Genomic DNA, 16,496 nt, shown 5'->3' on the forward strand with positions numbered 1-16,496 from the left:
CCGCAGGCCTCTACTACTGTGAGTGCAACGAAGTCCGGTTCGTTCAGTTCTTGTGCTGAACGGCACCGGGCATCATTTTAAAGGTCTTCCAACGACGGAAAATCCGGATGGGAAGCCCGATAACCCAATTTCCTGTCGATCCATGCATTTAGCTCGTTGACCATGACCGGCGGGGTGCCGGCGTAGGTGGCGAGGGTCGAACGCAGGATGTTGTTGATATTGGGGATAGAACGCAGGTTCCGGGTCTTTATGTATTGCCCGATAAAGCAGTCAAGTTGATAGCGTTCTGTCATGGACAGGTACACACACTCCAGGCTGCTGACTTGATTAATTACAAGATCGTCGCGCAACTTAGTTCTCTGCAATGCTTGTTGATTTTATAAGGATTTCCTTCTTTGTTGACTTTTTGGTCAACTTGGCGATGCCATTGGAAATGCGGCGCGCATCCTAACTTTAGTGTTACGGAATGTATGTACGATAAAGACATTGTCGGACAAGCGGTTGAGGGCCGATTTCAAATACACGCAGCATGTGTTTCTGATATGAAACAGTCTGTGTAACGTTCATGCGTTGAAGTCATTGAACGATAACTTTCCTGTCTATACAGGACTGTTCAACTGATCAGTCCTGAACAAGCTGGTCAATCAACGTGCGAGACTGGTTTCTGACGTTGCCGACCGCCTTGTCGACCCTGTACCACTCAAACATTTCACTGGGTTCCCCTTGCAGCAGCACCATCTGTTCGGCGCGTTCTTTGGGCGTGGCCGGGTCGAGCCATTCGCGCGCCAGTTCCGGCGACAACACCACCGGCCGCCGGTCATGAATGTCGAGCATGCCACCGACGCTGTCCGCGGTGATGATGACAAAACCGTCGTCGCTGCGTGGTTCATTGCCAGCGCCCGGGAACTGGCCAATGGCGGCGCAGTAACTCGGTGCGCCGTCCTGTCGACGAATCAGCCATGGCAGTCGCGTCGAATCACCCGCATCGACCCATTCGAACCAATTGTCGATCGGTACAATCGCCCGGTGTGGCCAGATCGCCCGAAAGAACGGACCGTGCGCGACTTTTTCAACCCGCGCGTTGATCGGCGCCGCGCGATCCTTGGCCCAGTGCGGGCGCCAACCCCAGCGCACCGGATCGGCGTGCAGCCCGTCCGGCTCAAGATGGAGCAGGGCGATTTGAGTGGTGGGTGCCGCGTTATAGCGGGCCAAGGGCTCATCCCCGACGTGATTGATCATTGCGTCGGGAATGCTCAACACGGCAACGAAATCGTGAATGCCACGGTACTGCGACAGACGTCCACACATCGGCTGAACCTGCGGTTGGAAAGCGCTGACGGGAATGTTCAGCTTAGCTTTCGGATCACCCGTGCGTTGGGGGGGCGGGTCGCGGAACCAAACACTGTGTACCCTGATCAAACCTCGGCCCGCGTCACTGACGGGGCGGCGAAGGAAGAGCGGGCGAAGGATTTTTGCCATTCATAGTGTTGACCGTCAGGGTCTGGCCCAAGGCAAAACATGAAGCAGCTGTTCAACATATTCTGCGTACTCGCCATTGCCACCGGGCTGGCAGGCTGCATTTCGGCCCCCATCGCACTGACCCCGCAGACGGAACACCGTCTACAGGCCCAGGCGCCGATTCGTTTTCTGCTGACTTTCGACGATGGCCCCAGCGCGTCGAGTTTCTGGAACCCTACCGCTACGGTGCTCGACAGCCTGAAGGACAATCCACTGCAACACGACATCAAAGCGGTGTTTTTCGTGCAGACCGGTGCGCCGCGCGCCGGCGACAGTGATATCGGGCGCGAGCTGATGCATCGCGAACACGCAGAAGGGCAGGTGCTGGGATTTCACACCGCAACCCACTGGCACACCAATCACCGTTCGCTGAGCCCGGAAGAACTGGAGCAGTCGCTGAGCAAAGGCAGTGCCGACATCGCGGCGATTACCGGTGCGCCGCCGACCCTGGTCCGCCCGCCATTCTGGAACTACGACAAACGCGTCTTCGCGGCGTATCAGCAGCACGGCATGCATGTGCTGCTGACTGATTTGAGTGCCAACGACGGCAAGATCTGGGGCTTCAACGCCAGCCCCCGGCGTCGCTCTCATATGCTGCGTTCAATGTCTGAAGTGCGTGAGCGCATCGCGCAGGGCGAGTTGCCGACCGTGGATGGGGTGATTCCGGTGGTGGTGACCTTCCACGACCTCAACCGCTACACCGCCCGGCATGCCCGGGAATACCTGCAAATCCTGATCGACAGCGCCAAGGCCACCGGCGTGCCATTGGCGCAAAAACCATTTTACGATGATCACGACGCCGTGCTGCGCGCGGCCATGGCGCGTACCGTCAAGGACAGTTCCCAGCCAGTGGAGCTGCCAGGGTTCTGGAACTGGTTCTGGGACCGGAATTCCCATTAAAACCTCGCCAATATGCGAGGCAGGTATCACTTTCAGTGAGCATTGGCTGGGGCGTAAAGGAAAAAGGCCATCTATCCTGAACAGGTTGATTTCGACCGACCGCCACGGAGGCGACAGCGATGGTTCCCATTTCAGTCCTTTGCAACATTGTGGAGTCTGGCTTCGAGCCACTTTCTTGCGAATGCACGGAGAGTGCCGACGGACTGCTGTGCATTAAGGTGTTCGAGCCAGCCACCGGGTGCATTCACTTATTGATCAATGGCGTGTCTACCGCTGAATTGACCACAGTGCGCGAAATCTCCGACCTGGTGGGCGAACTGCGTACCGAGATTAGAGCCGGCCGCCGGGCGTTTGCCGGCTGACGGTCAGGCCCGGGGTTGCAGCTCTTCGATCATTTTCAAACAATGATTCAACCCGGGTGACACATCACCCACCCTCCGACTGAGAATAATCGGCGAGGTGGCGTTGTCTTCCAGCAGCGGGGTAAAGCCTATGTCGTCGCGGTGCAGCAATTGCACCGAGGCCGGCACCAGCGTGACGCCGATCCCGGCCCCTACCAGACCGATGGCCGTTTGCAGTTCGTTGGTCCATTGCGCCACGTGAATGCTCACGCCATAGGACTCGAACAGTGCAATCACATGGTCGGCATAGCTCGGGCGCGGATGGCCGGGGTACAGCACAAATGGTTCCTTCGCCAATTCGCGCAGGCTGATCGGCCCGGCCAGCAGGGGATGCCCGGCGGGCAGGGCGGCGACCAGCCGATCTTCGGTCAGCACCGTTTGAATGATCGCCGGGTCGTCGATGCGTATTCGCCCGAAGCCAATATCGATCCGCCCGGCCTTGAGCGCCTGCACTTGTTGCAGCGTGGTCATTTCCGACAGCCCCAGTTCAAGCTCCAGAGGCTCGCCGCTGCGCAGACGGCGGATCAGTTCCGGCAGTACGCCGTACAGGGTCGAAGGCGCGAAGCCGATGCCCAGCCAGGTCTTTTCCCCCAGGCCGATCCGCCGCGTGTTGTCGCAAACCTTGTTCAGTTGTTCGAGCAGGGCGGCGGAGTGTTCATGGAAAAACCGCCCGGCCTCCGTCAGCTTCAGCGGCCGGCCACGCTCCAGCAACAACACCCCGAGTTCGTCTTCCAGTTGCTGGATCTGCCGGCTCAAGGGCGGTTGGGCGATGTGCAGCAGCTCGGCGGCGCGGGTGAAATTGAGGGTTTGAGCCAACACCTGAAAATACCGCAGATGACGCAGTTCCATGGGGCCTCCGAACGTCGGTCGTTTGCATACCTTTAAGGTATCAAGTCAGACCAATTCTATATTGGCATCGTAAAAAAAGCCGTACGAGAATCGGTTCCAGAACTTTAAGAACCTGATGGGTATCGACATGCGTGCAACAGCCATTGAATCGATCGAGACGATCATCGTCGATCTGCCGACCATCCGCCCGCACAAGCTGGCGATGCACACCATGCAGAATCAGACCCTGGTGATCATTCGTGTGCGCTGCGCCGATGGCATCGAAGGGATCGGTGAATCCACCACCATCGGTGGCCTGGCCTATGGCAATGAAAGCCCGGACAGCATCAAGACCAACATCGACAAACATTTTGCGCCGCTGCTGATCGGCCAGGACAGCGGCAATGTGAACGCCGCCATGCTGCGTCTGGAGCGCAGCATCCGCGGCAATACCTTTGCCAAGTCCGGAATCGAAACCGCGTTGCTCGACGCTCAGGGCAAGCGCCTCGGCCTGCCGGTCAGCGAGTTGCTCGGCGGGCGTGTTCGCGATGCCTTGCCGGTGGCCTGGACCCTGGCCAGCGGCGACACCGACAAAGACATCGCCGAAGCGGAAAAAATGCTCGACCTGCGTCGTCATCGGATCTTCAAACTGAAAATCGGCGCCGGTGAAGTCAACCGCGATCTGGCCCATGTCATCGCGATCAAAAAAGCCCTGGGTGACCGCGCCAGTGTGCGGGTCGACGTCAATCAGGCCTGGGATGAAGCGGTCGCATTGCGCGCTTGCCGAATCCTTGGCACCAACGGCATCGACCTGATCGAACAGCCGATCTCGCGCAACAACCGCGCCGGCATGGCGCGCCTGAATGCGATGAGCCCGGCGCCGATCATGGCCGACGAATCCATCGAATGCGTGGAAGACGCCTTCAATCTGGCACGCGAAGGCGCCGCGTCGGTGTTTGCCTTGAAGATCGCCAAGAACGGTGGCCCGCGTGCCGTGTTACGCACTGCCGCGATTGCTGAAGCTGCCGGCATCGCCTTGTACGGCGGCACGATGCTCGAAGGCGGGCTCGGCACGATGGCCTCGGCCCATGCCTTTATCACTCTGAACAAACTGGCTTGGGACACTGAACTGTTTGGCCCTTTGCTGCTGACCGAAGACATTCTCAGCGAGCCGCTGGTGTATCGCGATTTTGAACTGCATGTTCCGCAAACACCGGGCCTGGGCCTGAGCCTCAATGAAGAACGCCTGGCGTTTTTCCGTCGTGACAAAACATCCACTTCCGTTCATCAAGCCTGAGGAGAGATCATGCTATTCCACGTCAAAATGACCGTGAATCTACCGGTCGACATGAACCCCGAAGCCGCCGCCAAGCTGAAGTCTGACGAGAAAGCCCTGGCCCAGCGCCTGCAAGAGCAGGGCACGTGGCGCCACCTGTGGCGCATCGCCGGGCACTATGCCAACTACAGCGTTTTCGATGTCGACAGCGTCCAGCAATTGCACGACCTGCTGATGCAACTGCCGCTGTTTCCCTACATGGCGATCGAGATCGACGCGATGTGCCGGCATCCGTCTTCCATCCGCGAGGATGACCGCTGAACCCAGCCTGTTCAGTTCGCTACGCTAATAATTACAAGATGAGGATCCACCATGAACGTCAAGATTTCCCACACTGCCAGCGCACAGAAGTTTCTCGAAGACGCCAGCGGCCTGCTCAACGACGCCGGCAACCCGCGTGTCAAAGCCCTGATCTACCGCATTCTGCGTGATTCGGTGAACATCATCGAAGACCTGGCGGTGACCCCGGAAGAATTCTGGAAAGCCGTCAACTATCTCAACGTGCTGGGCGCGCGTCAGGAAGCCGGGTTGCTGGTGGCCGGCTTGGGTCTGGAGCATTACCTCGACCTGCTGATGGACGCCGAAGACGAGCAGGCGGGCAAATCCGGCGGCACGCCACGGACCATCGAAGGCCCGCTGTACGTAGCCGGCGCGCCGCTGTCCGAAGGCGAAGCGCGACTCGATGATGGCCTCGATCCGGGTGTGACGCTGTTCATGCAAGGGCGCGTGTTCAACACCGCCGGCGAGCCGCTGGCTGGCGCCGTGGTGGACGTTTGGCACGCCAACACTGGCGGCACTTACTCGTACTTCGATACCACGCAATCGGAGTTCAACCTGCGCCGCCGTATCGTCACCGATGCCGAAGGTCGCTACCGTTTCCGCAGCATCGTGCCGTCGGGTTACGGCTGCCCGCCGGACGGTCCGACCCAGCAATTGCTTGATCAACTGGGCCGTCACGGCCAGCGTCCGGCGCACGTGCATTTCTTCATCTCGGCACCGGATCATCGTCACCTGACCACCCAGATCAACCTCGATGGTGATCAGTACCTGCATGACGATTTCGCCTACGCCACCCGCGACGAGTTGATCGCCCACATCAGCTTCAGCGACGATCAACAACGCGCCGCGGCGCATGGTGTGAGCGGGCGGTTTGCTGAAATCGAATTTGACTTCACGCTACAGTCGACCGCCCAACCCGAAGAGCAACAACGCCACGAACGGGTTCGCGCGCTGGAAGATTGATAGCGCGATCAAACCTGTGGGAGCGAGCCTGCTCGCGAAAGCGGAGTGTCAGTCAACGTCGATGTTGAAGCTGACGCCGCCTTCGCGAGCAGGCTCGCTCCCACTGGGGTTTTCAGTCTGCCGACACAATGTTATGCGCGCTGTTCTAGAATGGAACTGACACCGCCAATAACAACAACGAGAGTGACCCGATGATGCACGCGCAACTGTTGAGTCAGCGCAGCAGAATATTCGACCATGCCGACCCTTACGCGGTGTCGGGTTACGTCAATCAGCACGTCGGCAACCATTGCATCCTGATGCCCAATGTCGGCCGGCCGTTGGCCAGCCTCGATCACCGCAAATTCGCCAGCCTGGACCTGTGCCGCATCAGCTACGGCGCCAGCGTGCGGGTGACCTCCGGCGCACTCGACAGCATCTATCACCTGCAAGTGCTGCTGCGGGGCAACTGCCTGTCGCGCGGGCGGGGTCAGGAACATTACTTCGCGCCCGGTGAGTTGCTGCTGATCAACCCCGATGAACCGGTTGACCTGACCTATTCCGACGATTGCGAAAAATTCATCCTCAAGGTTCCGACTCGGTTGTTTGAATCGGTGTGCGATGAACAGCGCTGGCGGTATCCGGGGCAGGGCGTGCGATTCTTGGAGAGTCGTTATCAACTCGATGAGCTGGAGGGTTTCGTCAGCTTGCTCGCGATGATTTGCCAGGAAGCCGAGGCCACCGAGCAGATTCCGCGTGTGCAGGAGCACTATGCACAGATCATCGTCAGCAAAATGCTCAGCCTGATGAAAACCAACGTCATTCGCACAAGCCTGGGTTCGCCCGCTTTCGAGGTGATTGCCGACTACATCGCACGCAACCTCAAGCACGACATCGACAGTGAGGAACTGGCACGCCAGGCGCGAATGAGCCTGCGTTCGCTGTACGGGTTGTTCGAGCGCAATGCGGGAACGTCGCCACAAAACTACATCCGGCAGAAAAAACTAGAGCGCATCAACCTGTGCCTCAGCGACCCGACGTGCAACGTGCGTAACGTCACGGAAGTGGCCATGGATTATGGCTTCCTGCACCTGGGGCGGTTCTCCGACAGCTACCGCAAACTGTTCGGCGAATTGCCCTCCGACACCCTCAAACGCCGCCATTGACCGACCACACCTCCCCGTAGCCGCTGCTACACGCAGCCTCGCAGGCTCGACAGCTGCTACAGGTTCCGCGACAACTGCAGTAAACGGATAAACGTCTGCACCCAGCGGATAGTCCGCCTCATCCCTCCGTCCTAGCATGGCCCTGCCTGAATAAAAACAATGGAGGCGGCGGCCATGTCCCTGCGACCCGAATACCTTCACTCCCTGCTTGAAGACGACAAGGAAACCGGCATCTACCGCTGCAAGCGCGAGATGTTCACCGACCCACGGCTGTTCGACCTGGAGATGCAACACATCTTCGAAGGCAACTGGCTGTACCTGGCGCACGAAAGCCAGATCCCCAATGTCAACGATTTCTACACCACCACCATGGGGCGCCAGTCGATCTTCATCGCGCGCAACAAGGACGGTGTGCTCAACGCCTTTATCAACGCCTGCAGCCATCGCGGCGCAACGCTGTGCCGGCACAAGACCGGCAACAAAAGCTCCTACACCTGCCCCTTCCACGGCTGGACCTTCAACAACTCCGGCAAGCTGCTCAAGGTCAAGGATCCGGCCGCGGCCGGTTACCCGGCGAGCTTCAACTGCGAAGGCTCCCATGACCTGACCAAAGTTGCGCGATTCGAGTCCTATCGCGGCTTCCTGTTCGGCAGCCTCAAGGTCGATGTGGTGCCTTTGGTTGAACACCTTGGCGAGTCGGCCAAAATCATCGACATGATCGTCGACCAGTCCGCCGATGGCCTGGAGGTACTGCGCGGGTCTTCGAGCTACATCTACGAAGGCAACTGGAAACTCACCGCCGAAAACGGCGCCGACGGTTACCACGTCAGCTCGGTGCACTGGAACTACGCGGCCACCCAGAACCAGCGCAAACAACGCGATGCCGGCGACAGCAACCCGACCATGAGCGCCGGCACCTGGGCCAAGCAGGGCGGTGGTTTTTATTCTTTCGACAAAGGCCACATGCTGCTCTGGACGCGCTGGTCCAACCCCGAAGATCGCCCGCTGTACGAGCGGCGCGACGAACTGGCCCGGGATTTCGGCAAGGCTCGCGCCGACTGGATGATCGAGAACTCGCGCAACCTGTGCCTGTACCCGAACGTGTACCTGATGGACCAGTTCAGCTCGCAAATCCGCATCGCCCGGCCGATCTCGGTCAACCGCACGGAAATCACCATTTACTGCATCGCCCCCAAAGGCGAAAGCGACCACGCCCGTTCCAGCCGAATTCGTCAATACGAGGATTTCTTCAACGTCAGCGGCATGGCCACCCCGGACGATCTGGAAGAGTTTCGTTCGTGCCAGACCAGCTATCAGGGCAGCGTCACCACCTGGAATGACATGTCCCGGGGCGCCGAACACTGGATCGAGGGTGCTGACGAGGCGGCCAAGGAAATCGACCTGCACCCGCTGCTCAGCGGCGTGCGCACCGAGGACGAAGGCCTGTTCGTGCTGCAACACAAATACTGGCAGCAGACGATGCTCAAGGCACTGGCCGCCGAACAGTCCGAATTGATTGCCGTGGAGGCCGTGCAATGACCATCACCTATGACGCCGTGCGTGATTTTCTGTACCGCGAAGCACGCTACCTCGACGACAAGCAATGGGATGACTGGCTGGAATTGTACGCCGCCGATGCGTCCTTCTGGATGCCGTCCTGGGACGACAACGACGAGTTGACCGAAGACCCGCAGCGGGAAATCTCGCTGATCTGGTACGGCAACCGCACGGGGCTGGAAGACCGCATCTTCCGTATCAAGACCGAGCGGTCCAGCGCGAGCATTCCGGACACCCGCACCTCACACAACCTCAGCAACATCGAGCTGCTCGAACAGGCGGATGGTCTGTGCAAGGTGCGCTTTAACTGGCACACCCTGAGCTTTCGCTACAAGACCGTTGACAGCTATTTCGGCAGCAGTTTCTACACCCTTGATGTGCGCGGTGAAAACCCGCTGATCAAGGCCAAGAAAGTGATCCTGAAGAACGATTACGTTCGCCAGGTCATCGATGTCTACCACTTGTGAGGCGGCTGTCATGACGCATTCCATTGCATTCAATTTTGAAGACGGTGTCACCCGGTTCATCGACGCCAATGCCGGTGAAACGGTGGCCGATGCCGCGTACCGCCAGGGCATCAATATCCCGCTGGACTGCCGCGACGGCGCGTGCGGCACCTGCAAATGCTTCGCCGAGGCCGGTCGTTATGACTTGGGCGAGGAGTACATCGAAGACGCTCTCAGCGCGGAAGAAGCCGAGCAGGGTTTTGTCCTGACTTGCCAGATGCGTGCCCAGAGCGATTGCGTGGTGCGGGTGCCGGCGTCCTCGGAGGTTTGCCGCACGCGGCAGGTGAGTTATGACGCGACGATCAGCGCGGTGCGCCAGTTGTCTGACAGCACCATCGCGCTGTCGATCAAGGGTGAAGCGTTGAGCACCCTGGCGTTTCTGCCGGGGCAATATGTGAACCTCGGGGTTCCGGGCAGCGAGCAGACCCGCGCCTATTCGTTCAGCTCGTTGCAGCGCGACGGCGAAGTCAGTTTCCTGATCCGCAATGTGCCCGGCGGCTTGATGAGCAGCTTTTTGACTGGCATGGCGAAGGCGGGCGACAGCATGAACCTGGCCGGGCCGCTGGGCAGCTTCTATCTGCGCGATATTCGCCGTCCGTTGTTGCTGCTGGCCGGTGGCACGGGGCTGGCGCCGTTCACCGCGATGCTGGAAAAAATTGCCGAGCAGGGCAGCGAACATCCGCTGCATTTGATCTACGGCGTGACCAACGATTTCGACCTGGTGGAACTCGATCGCCTCGAAACCTTCGCCGCACGCATCCCGAACTTCAGCTTCAGCGCCTGTGTGGCCAACCCCGACAGCCAGTATCCACTCAAGGGCTACGTGACCCAGCACATCGAGCCGCGGCATTTGAACGAGGGTGACGTCGACGTCTACCTGTGCGGCCCGCCGCCGATGGTCGAGGCGGTCAGCCAGTTCATCCGTGAGCAAGGCGTCCAGCCTGCGAATTTCTACTACGAGAAATTCGCCGCCAGCGCGGCTTGAGTAGTACACGCGAAGGGGGCGGGACATTCAACGGGGATGTCGCCTGTTAGACCGCTATCGCGAGCAGGCTCGCTCCTGCAGGTCAGGGTTTTTTCACGAGGTGGGTATGAACAGATTTCACGAAAAAGTGGTGCTGATTACCGGGGCTGCGCAAGGCATCGGGCGGCGGGTGGCTGAGCGCATGGCCGCTGAGGGGGCGCGGTTGATTCTGGTCGACCGCTCCGAGCAGGTGTTTGAGGTGCAGCAGCAGTTGGGCCAACGTAATCAGGTGCTGGCCCTGACCGCCGACCTTGAGCAATACAGTGAGTGCAGCCGGGTGATGCGCACCGCCATTGAACGTTTCGGGCGTCTCGACGTATTGGTCAACAACGTCGGCGGCACGATCTGGACCAAGCCGTTCGAGCACTATGCCGAGGAGCAGATCGAAGCCGAAGTCCGCCGCTCGCTGTTCCCGACGTTGTGGTGCTGTCATGCGGCGCTGCCGTTCATGCTGGAGCAGGGCAGTGGCGCCATCGTCAACGTCTCGTCCATCGCCACGCGCAGTATCAATCGCGTGCCGTATGGCGCGGCGAAGGGCGGGGTGAACGCACTGACCGCTTGCCTGGCCTTCGAAACTGCCGGCCGCGGGGTGCGGGTCAATGCAACCGCACCCGGTGGCACCGAAGCGCCGCCCCGGGTCATTGCGCGCAACACTGCCGAGCAAAGTCCTGAGGAAAAAGTCTGGTATCAGCAGATCGTCGACCAGACGCTCGACAGCAGTTTGATGAAGCGCTACGGCACGCTGGATGAGCAGGCAGGCGCTATCCTGTTTCTGGCCAGCGACGAAGCGTCCTACATCACCGGCATGATCATGCCGGTCGGTGGCGGCGACCAGGGCTGACACTCACTGAAAACAACCCGCCTATCCAAGGCCTGGCTTGAACACGCTTACAAGCGGCGCCGAAACGCCTTGACGATCTGGCGCGTGGCGTCGCTGGTGCTCAGGTTGTCGACCGTCTCCAGCGGGTGCCAGATGCAGTCGATGATTTCGTTTTGGGGCCGGGCCTGCTCAAGGTTCGGCACCGACGCTTCGTAGACATGGTGGCGGGTGCCGCCCGATTCCAGCTCCATGAGGTACAGCAGGTTGTCGGCGCCCAGGCCGGTTTCTTCTTGAAGCTCACGCAACGCGGCGCCCGCCGTGGTTTCACCGGGTTCGACTTTTCCGCCGGGCAAGCTCCAGCGACACCTGGTTTTGCGCACCAGGAGAACATGTCGGTCCAGTTCGCAAATGACCGTTGCACGTACTTTCATCGGTTACCTAACAATTGCGTGTCATAAAAACGTAATAAAAATGCAACATTCGGGCCGTGATCTCTATTTCAGGTGTTAGAGCGAAGTTCTCGGCGAAAAGTGCAATTGAACGCTGGATTACTGACGCGACGTCTGGTCGGCACTTGAGCAAAGGTCGGGTGTAAGGTATTGCAGGCAATCGTCGGTTCCACTACCGAACAGGAGGTGACCATGAGTGTTCCGATACTGAATAAAATGCACATGAACGGTTATGACGTACTGAGCGTAAACAACGGCCCCTGGCGGGTTTGCACCCAAGGTGACCGCTTGGGGTCTTTCAGCAGCAGAGAGGAAGCGCTGGCCTATGCTGCATCGCTTCCCACCTATAGAGCGAGGACGGTTCGCCCGTTAGCTCAGCAGTCAGAATGACGACACCCTTGAAGCCCCGGAATGCCGGGGCTTTTTTGTTTCAGAAGCGAAGCGCAGAGGATTTTAAACGCGACATTGGAGTGATAGGGTGGCCGTTTTCAATTCAAGGAGGAACCCATGTTGAAAGGGCGCTGGATGTCTCTGGCCTTGGTGTCTGCAATAAGTTGGGCTTGCGCAAGCCCGGCTCAAGCCCAGGCGTTGGGCGAAATTAAAACCAACCCGCAGGTCTGCGAAGCGTTCCGTGTATTGGCCGGATCGATCATGCAGTCTCGTCAAAACGGCGAATCGAAAGCCAGTTTGCTCGCCATAAAATCGGGCAATCCCGACCACGACACGTTGGGGGCAATGTTGATCAACGAAGCGTACAGCCAGCCCGTTCGCGATTCTCAAGCGCAGAAAAGCCAGGCAATCAACACCTTCGCCGATAAATGGCGGGATACCTGCAACAAGCCTGTTGCCGGCTAGGCCGCTCAGTAGCCTCCGCCACCGCTTGAGTGTGAGGGTTCCCTGGCTTTCTGTTGAACGTGACTCCATTGCGCGCAAGTCATGAAGCTTTTGTGGTCGACCTTGCCGTTGCCATCGAAGCTGACGTTGTACGGCTGATGCTGGTCCGCGTGCGTCAATGTGTAGTCAAAACAACTGCCAGGCTGCACCGTGCGGTCGGTGATCGAGACCGGTTGACCGCCGATCTGCTGCACTTGATCCTTGCTCATCCCGGTCTGGACTTTGGCGACCAAGGGCTGGGTACCGTAAATATGTTCCTCGGTGCTGCAGCCACCCACCGCCAGCAGGACTGCCAGGGTGAACAGCGACTTGTTCATGACAGTGCTCCCGTTAGTGAGCCTTCTTCCGACTGATCACCTTGGCTTTCACTTCCTCGGCATAGCCCGCCAGGCGTGCTTCATCGCCCTGAAACAACGCGCATAACTTGAGAACGGCTTGCGCATCCACCTCATTACCCGCCTGGCGTAGCTGTTGCTCAATGCGCAGCAACTCGACCGCCGACCACCTCAAATCTGACGCAACGCTTTGCAGGTCACGGCGAAGTGCGTTTTCATCTTCGTTAAGCCACATGACGACCTCCAGCAATCTCTCGATAAGAAAGAGTAGTTCCATTTAGAACGGCGTAACGTTTGTTCGTCAGATTCCCGCGGGATAGAAGGTGCGTCCGTTGGTCGGGAAGTTGAGGGCGAGTGACCTTCGCGGTTGTCGTACGAAGGTCAATGAACTTCGTCAGGGCGGGGCCACACTCTATGAGCAATACCGATGACTTCAAATTTCATGCCCATGAGTTGATTGTTGACCTGGATACCGCCACCACAGAGATGATGAAGCTGATTTCAGCGCATCAACTGAGCGGCCCGGAGTGGGAGCGGGTCACGCAATGGCAGCATGAAGCCTATGAGCGGTGGATGGCTTATCTCAACGAAAGAACCTATCCAGAGCCTCCAGGAAACAATGCTCCACATTGAGTTGTATTCAATAGATGGATGTCCGGCCGGCGAAGCGTTACATTTCGCGTTTTACGGGATAAGGATGCGTCATGCGGATGTGGATTGGGGGAGTAACGCTGGCGATGCTGGCAGGTTGTTCGTTGCCGGCGTCTGTGGTGCCGGGTGAACCCAACGTCAGCAAATACAGCGACAAGCCGCCCAAAGAACTGGCGGCGTGTATTTTGCCGGCGTGGCAGAAAGAAATTCCGAAAACGACCCAGGTCGGCATTTCCAATGGCTATCGGCTGAATGCGCCGAGCATCATCACGGCGGATGAAATTCTCGATATCGTCAAGTACAAGGACGGCAGTCGGGTTTCGCTGTATCAGGGGCCACCTTGGGCCAAGTCCGGCGCCATGCGCAAAGCCGTGAAGGATTGTCTGTAAAGAGGCACACCGGCCTTTTCAACTGGGTAATTCTTCCCAGCTGACATCGATCAGGCCGCCTGCTTGCGCGTGACTTCGAAGTGCCTCGTCGTTTTGTTGATCGTGATTTTGCCCATATGAAAGTCCCAGCCCTGAATGCAGGCAAGCGTAATACCATGCGTCTGCGTGACTCATGTGCGTGTCTGGCTGTACGAAAACGTGCCGGTCATCGTTGAAACGGTAGGTGATTTGAAAATAGCGAGTGTGAGTCATCCGATTCTCCAGGTGCTACCGCTACGACATTAATGGCGTAGTGCCAGTTCCTTTGGATTTCGGACATCTGTCTGCATGAGCAAAAGGCAGAATGTGTACCGGTCATCGGACGCGGTTTACTGATGGTTGTCCCGACCCGCGTTGCGCCGCTCACTGCCTGAAGGATTGCCGAGGTTGATCAGTCTTCTTTCTACCAGAATGTTTTCGAGCGCCTGGCGCGCGACGGGGTCCAGTTGGTGTTCTCGCTCCTTGAGCTCCAACAGGATCGGGCTCGACCAGGCGCGATAGGTTTTTTCGACACTGCGAATGGACGGCATTTATCTCTCCTTGATCAGGGGCCCCCACCTATGAGCGGGGGCGTTTGATTGCGTAGAGACCCTAGTTGAGGAAAGCGGTTTTCGCCAACAGATTGCACTGCAATGGTGCGACCGTTTCAGCGCATCACATTTTGTGCGCGCCGTTCTGCTGCGTCGATCTATCAGTCAGCAGCTTTTTCGAGGTGTTTTGATGGTTTGGCAACTGGTCGCTGAGGTCCCAGATTTCCAGCATTTTTGCGTATTCAAAGGCGTGGCGAGGATCCATCTGAATCCACTCCTTAAAGGCCAGTTTTTCATCCTGCGTGCAGGTGTTTTCTTGTAAACGCATACACCAATGAGCGGCTTGGCTGAGGATGGCTTCGTCCATGTCGCAAGAGCTGGGTGGATTCATTGACTGCTACCTGTTTGGCCGGATAACGCACCTTACGAGGCCGTTTGGGAAAAAAACGTCAAAAAGAAGTCGAGTTGATTTCAATGCTTCGCGGTGTTCAACCACACCGATACACACAAACCGCTATTGTTCAGCACGAATAGGGCGCAGGGGAGAAGGTATGGGAGGACACTTGGCGGGGACTGAGGAGGGGAACTGACGACAACGCTCTGGTTCTTGGTGACCAGGCAACGAAGTGGATTGGGGATTTTCAGAAAACCGTTTTAATCGATGCATTTGGGCTATTAATTAGAGGATCTTTGATTTTCGCAGTCTCTCTTCAGTGCTGATGGGCAAAGGACGAAACGATGAGTAGCGAAAGTCCAGGTACTAAAGCTGAGCCTATTCGTATTCCGCGCACGATCTGGGCGCTGGGCTTTGTCAGCCTGTTCATGGATCTATCCTCTGAACTGGTACACAGCTTGCTCCCTGTATTTTTGGTGACGACATTGGGTGCGAATGCGTTGACCGTCGGCGTGATCGAGGGGATTGCAGAGTCGACCGCGATGCTGGTCAAGGTATTCTCTGGCGCTATCAGCGACTTTATGGGGCGGCGCAAAGGGTTGCTGCTGCTTGGATACGGTTTAGCGGCTCTGAGCAAACCACTTTTTCCTCTTGCGCATTCGGTTGAAGTCGTCTTTATCGCACGTTTTCTGGATCGAATCGGCAAAGGCATTCGTGGTGCACCCCGAGATGCCTTGGTTGCAGATGTGTCGCCAGCAGAAATCCGGGGTGCCTGTTTTGGGCTGCGACAGTCGATGGATACCGTGGGTGCTGTTCTTGGCCCCATTCTGGCCATCCTGCTTATGCTATGGCTTGCAGATATCCAGCGTGTGCTGTGGTTTGCAGTGATCCCCGCAACAGTAGCGGTGGTGCTCATTGTCGCTGGAGTAAAAGAATCTACCCAGGCCTCCAGCACACATAGATTCCGTTCTCCAATTCATTGGAGCGTCCTTCACGACTTCTCCTCCGGATATTGGTGGGTCGTCATTATTGGCGGGGTGTTTACACTTGCCCGTTTCAGCGAGGCGTTTCTGGTATTGCGGGCGCAGCAGATAGGACTGTCGATCACCTGGGTACCGCTGGTGATGGTGATCATGGCACTTTTTTATGCGTTGTCCGCTTACCCGGCCGGCTGGCTGTCCGATCGTGTCAGTCGCACGAAGCTGCTCTGTGTGGGCATGGGGTTACTCGTCCTGGCGGATCTTGTGCTTGCTCAGTCCAGTTCAGTGATCACGATGATGTTGGGTGTCGCGCTGTGGGGACTCCATATGGGATTTAGCCAAGGCATTCTTGCCTCGCTGGTAGCTGATAAATCACCCAGAGAACTCAAGGGAACCGCCTTCGGCATTTTTAATCTGGTCAGCGGTGTCTGTATGTTGATGGCCAGTGTAATAGCGGGCGGGTTATGGCAAAGCGTTGGATCGGACAGCACATTCCTCATGGGGGCAGTGATTGCCTTCACAGCGCTACTCCTGCTGTTACTCAAGAAACAATAACGC

The 16,496-nt window shown here is 57.9% G+C and carries 24 protein-coding genes; 15 read left to right on the forward strand and 9 right to left on the reverse strand.

Going from position 1 to position 16,496, the window contains the following annotated elements:
• Positions 1–77: 77 nt before the first annotated feature.
• Both SB725_RS25570 and SB725_RS25575 read right to left on the reverse strand, forming a co-directional pair.
• Entirely contained in the window at positions 78–350 is a 273-nt protein-coding gene (locus SB725_RS25570) for a hypothetical protein (protein ID WP_194940214.1), read from the reverse strand.
• 271 nt (positions 351–621) lie between these two features.
• Positions 622–1,308: an SOS response-associated peptidase gene (locus SB725_RS25575; protein ID WP_410922757.1), complete on the reverse strand. Its 687-nt coding sequence runs from the start codon at positions 1,306–1,308 to the stop codon at positions 622–624.
• Positions 1,309–1,518: 210 nt separating this feature from the next.
• Here SB725_RS25575 and SB725_RS25580 point away from each other — a divergent pair, with 210 nt between their 5' ends.
• Both SB725_RS25580 and SB725_RS25585 read left to right on the forward strand, forming a co-directional pair.
• A complete protein-coding gene (locus SB725_RS25580) occupies positions 1,519–2,418 on the forward strand; it encodes a polysaccharide deacetylase family protein (RefSeq protein WP_410922758.1) in 900 nt (299 codons plus the stop codon).
• 119 nt (positions 2,419–2,537) lie between these two features.
• Positions 2,538–2,780 carry a DUF1652 domain-containing protein gene (locus SB725_RS25585; protein WP_059182786.1) on the forward strand — a complete coding sequence of 81 codons (243 nt, stop codon included), beginning with the start codon at positions 2,538–2,540 and terminating at the stop codon, positions 2,778–2,780.
• A gap of 3 nt (positions 2,781–2,783) precedes the next feature.
• Here the strand turns inward: SB725_RS25585 and SB725_RS25590 are convergent, their stop codons facing one another.
• The gene (locus SB725_RS25590) at positions 2,784–3,668 is read right to left on the reverse strand and encodes a LysR family transcriptional regulator (protein WP_410922759.1); all 885 of its coding nucleotides are present in this window, start codon (positions 3,666–3,668) and stop codon (positions 2,784–2,786) included.
• 127 nt (positions 3,669–3,795) lie between these two features.
• Between SB725_RS25590 and SB725_RS25595 the strand changes: the two genes are divergently transcribed.
• From SB725_RS25595 to SB725_RS25630, 8 genes are all read left to right on the forward strand, one after another.
• A complete protein-coding gene (locus SB725_RS25595; RefSeq protein ID WP_410922760.1) occupies positions 3,796–4,944 on the forward strand; it encodes a muconate cycloisomerase family protein in 1,149 nt (382 codons plus the stop codon).
• 9 nt (positions 4,945–4,953) lie between these two features.
• Positions 4,954–5,244: a muconolactone Delta-isomerase gene (gene catC / locus SB725_RS25600; protein ID WP_027923622.1), complete on the forward strand. Its 291-nt coding sequence runs from the start codon at positions 4,954–4,956 to the stop codon at positions 5,242–5,244.
• A 51-nt stretch (positions 5,245–5,295) separates the two neighbouring features.
• On the forward strand, positions 5,296–6,225 hold the full coding sequence (gene catA / locus SB725_RS25605; RefSeq protein ID WP_027923623.1) for a catechol 1,2-dioxygenase: 930 nt from the start codon (positions 5,296–5,298) through the stop codon (positions 6,223–6,225).
• A gap of 191 nt (positions 6,226–6,416) precedes the next feature.
• A complete protein-coding gene (locus SB725_RS25610) occupies positions 6,417–7,370 on the forward strand; it encodes an AraC family transcriptional regulator (protein WP_027923624.1) in 954 nt (317 codons plus the stop codon).
• Between the two features lie 174 nt (positions 7,371–7,544).
• A complete protein-coding gene (gene benA / locus SB725_RS25615; RefSeq protein ID WP_059182789.1) occupies positions 7,545–8,909 on the forward strand; it encodes a benzoate 1,2-dioxygenase large subunit in 1,365 nt (454 codons plus the stop codon).
• The gene (benB, locus tag SB725_RS25620) at positions 8,906–9,394 is read left to right on the forward strand and encodes a benzoate 1,2-dioxygenase small subunit (protein ID WP_027923626.1); all 489 of its coding nucleotides are present in this window, start codon (positions 8,906–8,908) and stop codon (positions 9,392–9,394) included. The genes benA and benB overlap by 4 nt, the downstream gene beginning before the upstream one ends.
• 10 nt (positions 9,395–9,404) lie before the next feature.
• Entirely contained in the window at positions 9,405–10,418 is a 1,014-nt protein-coding gene (gene benC / locus SB725_RS25625; RefSeq protein WP_410922761.1) for a benzoate 1,2-dioxygenase electron transfer component BenC, read from the forward strand.
• A gap of 106 nt (positions 10,419–10,524) precedes the next feature.
• Positions 10,525–11,298, forward strand: a complete 774-nt coding sequence (locus tag SB725_RS25630) for a 1,6-dihydroxycyclohexa-2,4-diene-1-carboxylate dehydrogenase (RefSeq protein ID WP_027923628.1) — start codon at positions 10,525–10,527, stop codon at positions 11,296–11,298.
• A gap of 47 nt (positions 11,299–11,345) precedes the next feature.
• On the opposite strand, the gene SB725_RS25635 is transcribed toward SB725_RS25630, so the two are convergent.
• Positions 11,346–11,708, reverse strand: coding sequence for an NUDIX hydrolase (locus tag SB725_RS25635; RefSeq protein ID WP_027923629.1), 363 nt, complete (start codon positions 11,706–11,708; stop codon positions 11,346–11,348).
• A gap of 210 nt (positions 11,709–11,918) precedes the next feature.
• Between SB725_RS25635 and SB725_RS25640 the strand changes: the two genes are divergently transcribed.
• Entirely contained in the window at positions 11,919–12,116 is a 198-nt protein-coding gene (locus SB725_RS25640) for a DUF2188 domain-containing protein (RefSeq protein ID WP_410922762.1), read from the forward strand.
• Between the two features lie 117 nt (positions 12,117–12,233).
• Positions 12,234–12,581 (forward strand): hypothetical protein, encoded by a 348-nt coding sequence (locus SB725_RS25645; protein ID WP_027923631.1) that lies wholly within the window; start codon positions 12,234–12,236, stop codon positions 12,579–12,581.
• Positions 12,582–12,586: 5 nt separating this feature from the next.
• Here SB725_RS25645 and osmE read toward each other — a convergent pair whose 3' ends face one another.
• Together osmE and SB725_RS25655 are read right to left on the reverse strand one after the other, a co-directional pair.
• Complete coding sequence (gene osmE / locus SB725_RS25650) at positions 12,587–12,937, reverse strand: osmotically-inducible lipoprotein OsmE (protein WP_410922763.1); 351 nt, start codon at positions 12,935–12,937, stop codon at positions 12,587–12,589.
• Between the two features lie 13 nt (positions 12,938–12,950).
• The gene (locus SB725_RS25655; RefSeq protein ID WP_027923633.1) at positions 12,951–13,190 is read right to left on the reverse strand and encodes a hypothetical protein; all 240 of its coding nucleotides are present in this window, start codon (positions 13,188–13,190) and stop codon (positions 12,951–12,953) included.
• Positions 13,191–13,369: 179 nt separating this feature from the next.
• On the opposite strand from SB725_RS25655, the gene SB725_RS25660 reads away from it, so the two are divergent.
• Together SB725_RS25660 and SB725_RS25665 are read left to right on the forward strand one after the other, a co-directional pair.
• The gene (locus SB725_RS25660) at positions 13,370–13,588 is read left to right on the forward strand and encodes a hypothetical protein (RefSeq protein ID WP_027923634.1); all 219 of its coding nucleotides are present in this window, start codon (positions 13,370–13,372) and stop codon (positions 13,586–13,588) included.
• A 71-nt stretch (positions 13,589–13,659) separates the two neighbouring features.
• Complete coding sequence (locus tag SB725_RS25665) at positions 13,660–13,995, forward strand: hypothetical protein (RefSeq protein WP_027923635.1); 336 nt, start codon at positions 13,660–13,662, stop codon at positions 13,993–13,995.
• A gap of 18 nt (positions 13,996–14,013) precedes the next feature.
• On the opposite strand, the gene SB725_RS25670 is transcribed toward SB725_RS25665, so the two are convergent.
• The 3 genes from SB725_RS25670 to SB725_RS25680 form a co-directional block, all read right to left on the reverse strand.
• Complete coding sequence (locus SB725_RS25670) at positions 14,014–14,247, reverse strand: DUF6555 family protein (protein WP_027923636.1); 234 nt, start codon at positions 14,245–14,247, stop codon at positions 14,014–14,016.
• A 116-nt stretch (positions 14,248–14,363) separates the two neighbouring features.
• Positions 14,364–14,564 (reverse strand): hypothetical protein, encoded by a 201-nt coding sequence (locus tag SB725_RS25675; protein WP_027923637.1) that lies wholly within the window; start codon positions 14,562–14,564, stop codon positions 14,364–14,366.
• 124 nt (positions 14,565–14,688) lie between these two features.
• The gene (locus SB725_RS25680) at positions 14,689–14,955 is read right to left on the reverse strand and encodes a FecR/PupR family sigma factor regulator (RefSeq protein WP_410922764.1); all 267 of its coding nucleotides are present in this window, start codon (positions 14,953–14,955) and stop codon (positions 14,689–14,691) included.
• A 347-nt stretch (positions 14,956–15,302) separates the two neighbouring features.
• Here SB725_RS25680 and SB725_RS25685 point away from each other — a divergent pair, with 347 nt between their 5' ends.
• Entirely contained in the window at positions 15,303–16,493 is a 1,191-nt protein-coding gene (locus tag SB725_RS25685; protein ID WP_410922765.1) for an MFS transporter, read from the forward strand.
• Positions 16,494–16,496 lie beyond the last annotated feature (3 nt).

Origin of the sequence: Pseudomonas sp. SIMBA_041 (genome assembly GCF_046535095.1) — a bacterium.
GTDB lineage: Bacteria > Pseudomonadota > Gammaproteobacteria > Pseudomonadales > Pseudomonadaceae > Aquipseudomonas > Aquipseudomonas mucoides.